Genomic DNA, 7,685 nt, shown 5'->3' on the forward strand with positions numbered 1-7,685 from the left:
GATGGCTGTTAAATCCAGCGAAACCGGAAATACTGTTCGTCTTTTCAGGACAAATGAGGTGGCGGATGAACAAGCTGGAGCTCTTGCGCACATTCGTTCGGGTCAGCGAGCTGAGCAGCTTCACCCTGGCCGGCGACAGCCTGGGGCTGCCGCGTTCGACCGTCTCCGAGCAGGTGCGGGCGTTGGAGCAACTGCTCGGCACGCGCTTGTTCAACCGCACCACACGCCGGGTGCAGGCCACCCAGGATGGGGTGCTGCTGTACGAGCGCAGCAAGGACTTGCTGTCGGGGATGGACGAGATCGAGAGCCTGTTCCGCGCCGACGATGCCGAGCTTGCCGGCTGCCTGCGCATCGACTTGCCGACCATGATGGCGCGGCGGGTCATCGTGCCGGCATTGCCACAGTTCCTCGAGCGCTATCCACGGCTTGAAGTGGAGATCAGTTGTACCGACCGCCAGGTGGATCTGCTGCGCGAGGGCTTTGATTGCGTGATGCGCATCGGTGCCTTGAGCGACCTGGACGTGGTCGCCCGGCCGGTGGGGCAGTTGAGCATGCGCAACTGCGCCAGCCCCGCCTATCTCGAACGCCACGGCGTGCCGCGCAGGCTCGAAGACCTGGCGGGGCACCGGCTGGTCCACTACGTGCGCAGCCTTGGGGCGCGCAGCCAGGGCTTCGAGTACCTGCACGACGGCGAGCTGCGCTTCCAGGCCATGGCCGGAGTGGTTACGGTCAACAACGCCGAGGCCTATTCCGCCGCCTGCCTGGCGGGCCTCGGGCTGATCCAGGTGCCGGCGGTGGGTGTTGCCGAGCACCTGCAGCGTGGCGAGCTGGTCGCGTTGCTCGAGCAGTGGCAGGCACCGGCCATGCCGGTGTCGCTGCTGTATGCGCGGCAGCGCCATGTGCCGCGGCGGGTCCAGGCGTTCATGAATTGGCTGGCGGTGTTGCTGGCGTCGCAGGTTGATTCGCCGCCGGGCTGAAAATCCTTGGCATTTGCGGTAGGCTGGCATCCGCGCGTTGCCCGCCAGAGGCAACCGTTCCCGCCCGGCGTGCGTCACTTCCGAATTTTTTGTGAGGTTACGTCATGGCCATCAGTTCCCAGGACATCTGCAACGCCGCCGATCAGCTCAAGGGCTTCGTCGGTTACCACGGTAAGCGCGGCACCCATATCGTGCGCTTCTCTGAAGACGCCTTCGGCATGGACGTGGCCGACGACAGCATCACCCCTTGCAGTGAGTTCGTCTGGCGGCCCGAAGCCGAGCAGCGCATGGCCTTGTGCCGCGAGCGCCTGGCGTTGCTGCTCGAGCAGCATGTGGATGACCGGCTGAATATCGGCGAGCCGCTGCGCCTGTACCTGCGGCGCACCGACCTGCCGGAAATCGTTGCCGATCGGCGCCTGCGCTGAGCCCGCCTCAGCCGGCATCGTGGCGCTGCTCATGCCCTGCCAGCAGCGCCTCGAAGCCTTCACGGTCCACCGGGCGGCTCAGGTAGTAGCCCTGCACCTCATGGCAGCGGTCCTTGCCCAGCGCCTTGAGCTGCTGCTCGGTTTCCACGCCTTCGGCGGTGACGGTCAGGCCCATGGCCTTGCCCAGGTTGATGATCGCCTGGACCACGGCCCGGTCATTGCCGCTCTGGTTGTTCAGGCCGGCGATGAAGCGTTTGTCGATCTTGATGCTGTCGAAGGGGTAGGTGCGCAGGTAGCCCAGCGATGAGTAGCCGGTGCCGAAGTCGTCCATGTTCAGGCGCACGCCCAGCTCCTTGAGGGCGAGCATGGTGCCCAGGGCGCCTTCGATGTCGTTGAGCATGACGTTCTCGGTGATCTCCAGCTCCAGGCGCTGGGCCGGGAAACCGGTTTGCAGCAAGGCTTCGCGCACATCGGCCACCACGTCACTACGGGAGAACTGTGCCGGGGACAGGTTGACCGATACCAGCAGTTCGTCGGGCCAGTCGCGGGCGGCCAGGCAGGCTTCGCCAAGCACCCAGCGGCCAAGCGGGACGATCAGGTCGCTCTGTTCGGCCAAGGGGATGAAGGTGTCGGGGCCGAGCAGGCCTTCCTGGGGATGCTGCCAGCGCAGCAGCGCCTCGACCGAGACAATGCGCAGGTCGTCCAGGCGATAGCGTGGCTGGTAGTGCAACACGAATTCGTGCTGTTTGATGGCGCGTCGCAGGTCGTTCTCCAGTTGGCGACGGTACTGGATCTGCTGGTTCATTTCTGGCGAGAAGTAGCGCCAGGTGTTCTTGCCGTCGGCCTTGGCCTGGTACAGGGCTATGTCGGCGCAACGGATCAGCTCGCCGGCATCGAAGCCCTGGGCGCGCGTCTGGGCGATGCCCAGGCTGGCGCCGATGTGCAAGGGCTGGTCGTCGAACAGGATCGGTTGCTGCAGGCGCTCGATCAGGCGTGCGCAGAAGCGGTCGATTTCGTTGCGGTTGTCCAGGCCATGCAGCACTAGGACGAACTCGTCACCGCCCAGGCGGGCCACCAGGTCGTCATCGCGGGTGGCATCGCGCAAGCGCGCGGCGACTTCCTGCAGTACCGCATCACCAGCGGCATGGCCCAGGGAGTCGTTGATCAGCTTGAAACTGTCCAGGTCGAGCAGCAGCAGAGTCAGGGGAGGGCTGTCATTGCCACGCAGCAGGGCCTGCTCCAGGTGGCGCGAGAGCTTGTTGCGGTTGGCCAGGCCGGTGAGAGCGTCATGCATCGACAGGTGCTGGATGCGTGCATGGGCGGCGACTTCGTCGGTGATGTCGCTGGCGGTGCCGCGAAAGCCGGCGAGGCGGCCGTCGAACAGGATCGAGCGCGCCGAGATCCGGCAATAGCGGCTTTGCCCGTTGGGGTCGTAGTAGGTGCAGCGCAGGTTGGCCATTTGCTGCGGGTCGCTGTCGGTCTGGGTGTCGAGCCAGGGCAGCAGGGGGGTGGTGTCGCATGAAAGCAGTTGGTTGAGGGGCTGGCCGAGCCAGTCTTCGATGCGGTAGCCGGTGACATTGACGAAGCGTTGTGACAGATAAGTCAGGCGGTGATGTCGGTCGGTTTCCCAGATCCAGTCGGATGCGGCTTCGGCGACGGCGCGAAAACGCTGTTCGCTGGCTTCCAGTGCCTGGTTGCTCTGTTGCAGGCGCAACAGGCTCTGGTCGATGGCACGGGAGCTGTGCAAGGCGTGGCGGAACAGGTACAGCAGCACCACGCCCATCACCAGCAGCACGCCAAGCAGCGGTGGCAGGAAGGCCCAGAGCAACTGGCGGCCGGGTTGTGGGCTGTTCCAGGCCAGGTGATAGCCGGTGTCGGCAAGGTCGATGTGCGGCTTTTGACGGGCGCCTGCGATATTTTTCTCCAGGCGCATGCCGGCCAGGCCGGCGCCCTCGCCAAGCTGGGTGAGCTTGGCCTCGGTCAACTGGTCGATGAACAGCATCACCGGTGCCTGGCGCACGTCGCCTTCGAGCACGTCCTTGTCTGGGCGTACTGCGGCGGCGCTGAGCACCGCCGGCCAGCCGTTGAAGCGCACGAAACGGGTGATCTGTTCACGGGCCGGCGCTGCGCTGCGCGCTTGTGCGAGGATCGGCGCGAGCGGCGCGTCCAGGTAGGCGGTGGCGGGTGAGTCGGTGGGTTTGCCCTTGAACAGGGCGTAGGTGGTGCCGCCATCCTCGACCACGAACACTCCTTCGTAGCCGCTGGCGCTGTACAGCGATTCGCCGACGTTCTTCTCTTCATAGGCCCATTGCCAGTCGACTTTGCCGGCCAGGTGCTCGTAGGCGGCATCCCATACCGCGTAACTGGAGAGGAACTGGCGTGAGGCCAGCAGCCTTTGCTCCAGTGCCTGGGTGGCGTGGAAGCTGCTGCGCTCCTGCTCCTGGCGGTCCAGGGTGGCGGCAATGTTGAACAGGGCGCCAAGGGCTATCAGGCAGGCGAGGCCGAACAGGGCGCAGAAACCGCCGACCAGGCGGCGTACCTGCAGATGAGAGGTGAGGCGGGTGGCAGAGCGGTCGACATTCCTGTCCATGCGCGTTCGGCTCCTTGAACTGCAGCCTTCGCCCAGGGGCTGGAGGAAGGTTCAGTCAGGATAGGCCAGCCTGAGCGGCGTGACTTCGCCGCGGGCGAAATTGACCTGGTCGCGGCCCTGATGCTTGGCGGCGTAAAGCGCTTGGTCGGCTTCCTGCAGCCAGTGCTCGGGTGTGTGCAGGCCAGGGTGGAAGGCCGACAGGCCGATGCTCAGGCTGATGCGCAGGTCCGGAAGCTGCGGGTTGCGGTAGGCCGCGACCTGTTCGCGCAGGCGTTCCATGGCCTGGCAGGCCTGGGCCTGCTGAGCGCCGGGGAGGATCACGCAGAACTCGTCGCCACCATAGCGCCCGGCCTGGTCGTCGTCGCGCAGGTTGCGCGTGAGCGCCTCGCTGAGCTGGCGCAGCACGCAGTCGCCGACCACGTGGCCGTAGGTGTCGTTGATGGCCTTGAAGTGGTCGATGTCGATCAGGGCGATCACGGCAGGCAACTGTTGCTGCTGGCAGGCCTGGAACCTGAGCAGCAGCAGGTCCTTCCATGAGCCGTGGTTGAGCAGGCCGGTGAGGCTGTCGGTGCGGCTCAGGGCGCTGAGCCGGCGCTTGTGCTCGGCCAGCTTGATCGCCAGTTGGTAGCAGACCCAGCCCAATGCCAGCGGATAGAGGGTGAGCATCGGCAGGCAGGCCAGGACCTGCAAGGGGGTGGCCTGCGTCTGCAGGCCGGTGCCGAGCAGGGCGCTGGCCAGCACCATGCCGCCGGCCTGGGCCAGCAGGCCGCGCAGCAGCATGCGCTTGCCCCCGGCGGCGACGTTGTTCATGGTCATCATCGACAGGATGGTGACGCTGGGCAGGGGGTTGAACTGCATGGCTGCGGTCCAGAAGCCACCCATCATCGAGTCGAGCACAAGGTTGCGTTGTTCGGCCTGGTAGGGGGTGGCCGAGCGACGTGCCCACTGGTACGCCAGGTGCGGCCAGGCGATACCGTTGAACAGCAGCAAAGCCCAGGCCCAATGCGGTAACTGCAACGGCGCGACGGCGGCCATGACACTGAACAGGCCGATACCCAGACCGATGATGCGCGGCAGGTAGATACGCCTGACGAAAGAAAGTCCCTTACCGCTGCGGTTGTCGATCATGGTTGTGCTTCTTCTGATGAGCGCCGTTTATCGCATAAGTTGTATGAATATTGTTGAACAATCATTCATGGGCTAAGAATGGCCTTGCAAGCCAATTCACGGTTGATGCGACCCCCGTGGAGTAACATGAAGGCTTTCTTGCTGCTTGGAGTGTTCCTGCTCATGGCCCCCATGGCTTCATCGGCTGGCGAGCCAGCACCGCACCTGGACGGGCGCTTCCATAACCAGGCCGAACTGCCCAAGGACGGTGTGTGGAAGAAGCTGCGTATCGGGTTCAAGTACCTGTTGCTGCGCAAGCCGCCCGAGACTCGCCCGGCCACTGCACCAGGCCTGCAGCCCATGACCCGCCAGCAGGTGCTCGATGCTCCGGACCACAGCCTGTGGCGACTGGGCCACTCCACGGTGTTGCTCAAACTGCGTGGGCGCTTCTTCATTACCGACCCGGTGTTTGCCGAGCGCGCCTCACCTGTGCAGTGGGCCGGGCCCTTGCGCTTCCACGCGCCACCCCTGGCACTTGATGACTTGCCGGCGCTGACGGCGGTTATCCTTTCCCACGATCATTTCGATCATCTTGATGAAGATGCGATTCGCCGCCTTGCGCCACGCACCGAGCACTTCCTCGCACCGCTGGGCGTTGGCGACCTGCTGATCGAATGGGGCGTGCCGGCGGCCAAGGTGCGGCAGCTGGACTGGTGGCAGCAGGCCGAAATCGAAGGGGTACGTTTTGTCGCTACGCCTGCGCAGCACTTTTCCGGGCGCGGCCTGTTCGACAGCAACCGTCGGTTGTGGGCGTCCTGGGTGATGATCGATGAGGGGCTGCGGTTGTTCTTCAGCGGTGACACCGGGTATTTCGACGGTTTTCGTGAAATCGGTGAGCGTTATGGGCCGTTTGATCTGACGTTGATGGAAACGGGTGCCTACAACCTGGCCTGGCCCAATGTACACATGCAGCCCGAGCAGAGCCTGCAGGCGCACCTGGACCTACGAGGGCGCTGGTTGCTGCCGATTCACAATGGCACTTTCGACCTTTCCATCCATGCCTGGGAAGAGCCCTTCGAGCGCATCCTGGCATTGGCCAATGCCGCGCAGGTGCAACTGAGTACCCCGCAGATGGGCGAGCGGGTCAGCCTCGACTCGCCCCACGCCGGGCAGAACTGGTGGCGACCGCAGCCGTTGCGTCGGCAGGGCAAGTCTGCCCAGCGGGCGGTTGCTGCGCGCTAGCTAGTTTTCGTTTGCCGGCGGTTTCTCTTTCTTTAATAGCTGCGAGGGTGGCTTGCCGCTGTCGCTGCGTACCTGGGCATGGCTGATCAAGGCGAAGATGAAGCTGCCGCCGATAATGTTGCCGGCCAGGGTGGGCAGGGCGAAATCGAGCCAAAAGGTGCGCCAGGTTTCTTCGCCGGCCCAGACCAGGTAGGACACCTCGACCGAGCCCACGACTATATGGGTGAAGTCGCCCAGCGCCATCAGGTAGGTGATCATCAGGATGATCCAGATCTTGGCGTGCTCCATGGACGGGATCATCCATACCATGGTGGCGATCATCCAGCCTGAGACGATGCCCTTGGCGAACATCTGGCTGAGGTCGTTTTCCATGACCTTGCGGCCAACGTCGAGGAAGGCAATATCGGTCTTACTGTCGAAGATCGGCAGTTCGAGCATCACCCAGGCAACCAGCAGGGTGCCGGCCAGGTTGCCGAGCAGGACGATGGTCCATAGCCGCAACAGGCGGCCGAGGTTGGCCAGGGTAGGGGTGGTCATCACCGGTAGCACGGCAGTCAGGGTGTTTTCGGTAAACAGCTGCTGGCGGGCGAGGATTACTGCCAGGAAGCCTGCGCTGTAACCGAGGCTGGCGATCACCTGGGCGCTGTCGCCCTCGGGCAGTCGGGCGTAGAACAAGCCCATCGCCATCAATGACAGGCCCATGGTCAAACCGGCCGCCAATGCTGACCACCACAGTGCGGCGAGCGTGCGCTCGAGCTCCTGGTCGCCCTGCGAGCGGATGATCTCGTGCAGCACTGCTGCGCGGGGTGGCTGGTTGTGGCTTGCTTCCTGTTCCTCGTCCGCCGACAGGCCAGGGGTCTTGTCGCTTTGTGCATCGCTCATGATTGCCAGGCTCCGCAGGGGGTTTATCTACAGAGCGAAAGGGGCGGGCAATAGTTGCCAGGTGCTGGCCAAAAGTTTTTCAAGATCAAGGTGTTGACTCTGAGTTCAAAGCGCGTATTATTCGCCTCCTCGCAGCGTTGAACGCCGCGAGGGAAGCAGTAAGCTGTTGAAGTTGAAGGTGTTTTGAATGAAGCAGCTTCGAAAATAACTTCAACAAGGCGGTTGACAGCAGGTTGTAACGCTGTATGATTCGCCTCCCGCTACGAGAGATCGCAGCGAGTTAAGCGGTTGAAGCTAAACGAGTTTCTCGGAAATAACTTCAAAATAAACGCTTGACAGCAAATGAGGAAAGCGTAGAATGCGCGCCTCGGTTGAGACGAAAAGCTCTTAACCAAACGCTCTTTAACAAATTGAATCAAGCAATTCGTGTGGGTGCTTGTGAGTACGGACTGATAGTCAAAA

Annotated in this window: 6 protein-coding genes; 3 read left to right on the forward strand and 3 right to left on the reverse strand. The window is 63.4% G+C overall.

The genetic code is table 11. The features are described from left to right. The first annotated feature begins 65 nt into the window (after positions 1-65). Both ABE459_RS04880 and ABE459_RS04885 read left to right on the forward strand, forming a co-directional pair. Positions 66-977, forward strand: coding sequence for a LysR family transcriptional regulator (locus tag ABE459_RS04880; RefSeq protein WP_323833139.1), 912 nt, complete (start codon positions 66-68; stop codon positions 975-977). 104 nt (positions 978-1,081) lie between these two features. After that, a complete protein-coding gene (locus tag ABE459_RS04885) occupies positions 1,082-1,402 on the forward strand; it encodes a DUF2025 family protein (RefSeq protein WP_323833137.1) in 321 nt (106 codons plus the stop codon). 7 nt (positions 1,403-1,409) lie between these two features. Here the strand turns inward: ABE459_RS04885 and ABE459_RS04890 are convergent, their stop codons facing one another. Continuing rightward, positions 1,410-3,992, reverse strand: coding sequence for an EAL domain-containing protein (locus ABE459_RS04890; protein WP_323833135.1), 2,583 nt, complete (start codon positions 3,990-3,992; stop codon positions 1,410-1,412). Positions 3,993-4,043: 51 nt separating this feature from the next. Next, positions 4,044-5,120: a diguanylate cyclase gene (locus ABE459_RS04895; protein WP_125462930.1), complete on the reverse strand. Its 1,077-nt coding sequence runs from the start codon at positions 5,118-5,120 to the stop codon at positions 4,044-4,046. 126 nt (positions 5,121-5,246) lie between these two features. On the opposite strand from ABE459_RS04895, the gene ABE459_RS04900 reads away from it, so the two are divergent. Next, a complete protein-coding gene (locus tag ABE459_RS04900) occupies positions 5,247-6,341 on the forward strand; it encodes an MBL fold metallo-hydrolase (protein ID WP_323833133.1) in 1,095 nt (364 codons plus the stop codon). On the opposite strand, the gene ABE459_RS04905 is transcribed toward ABE459_RS04900, so the two are convergent. Next, positions 6,342-7,223: a formate/nitrite transporter family protein gene (locus ABE459_RS04905; protein ID WP_323833131.1), complete on the reverse strand. Its 882-nt coding sequence runs from the start codon at positions 7,221-7,223 to the stop codon at positions 6,342-6,344. Between the last annotated feature and the right edge of the window lie 462 nt (positions 7,224-7,685).

Source organism: Pseudomonas sp. TWI923 (assembly GCF_039673365.1).
Classification (GTDB): domain Bacteria; phylum Pseudomonadota; class Gammaproteobacteria; order Pseudomonadales; family Pseudomonadaceae; genus Aquipseudomonas; species Aquipseudomonas sichuanensis.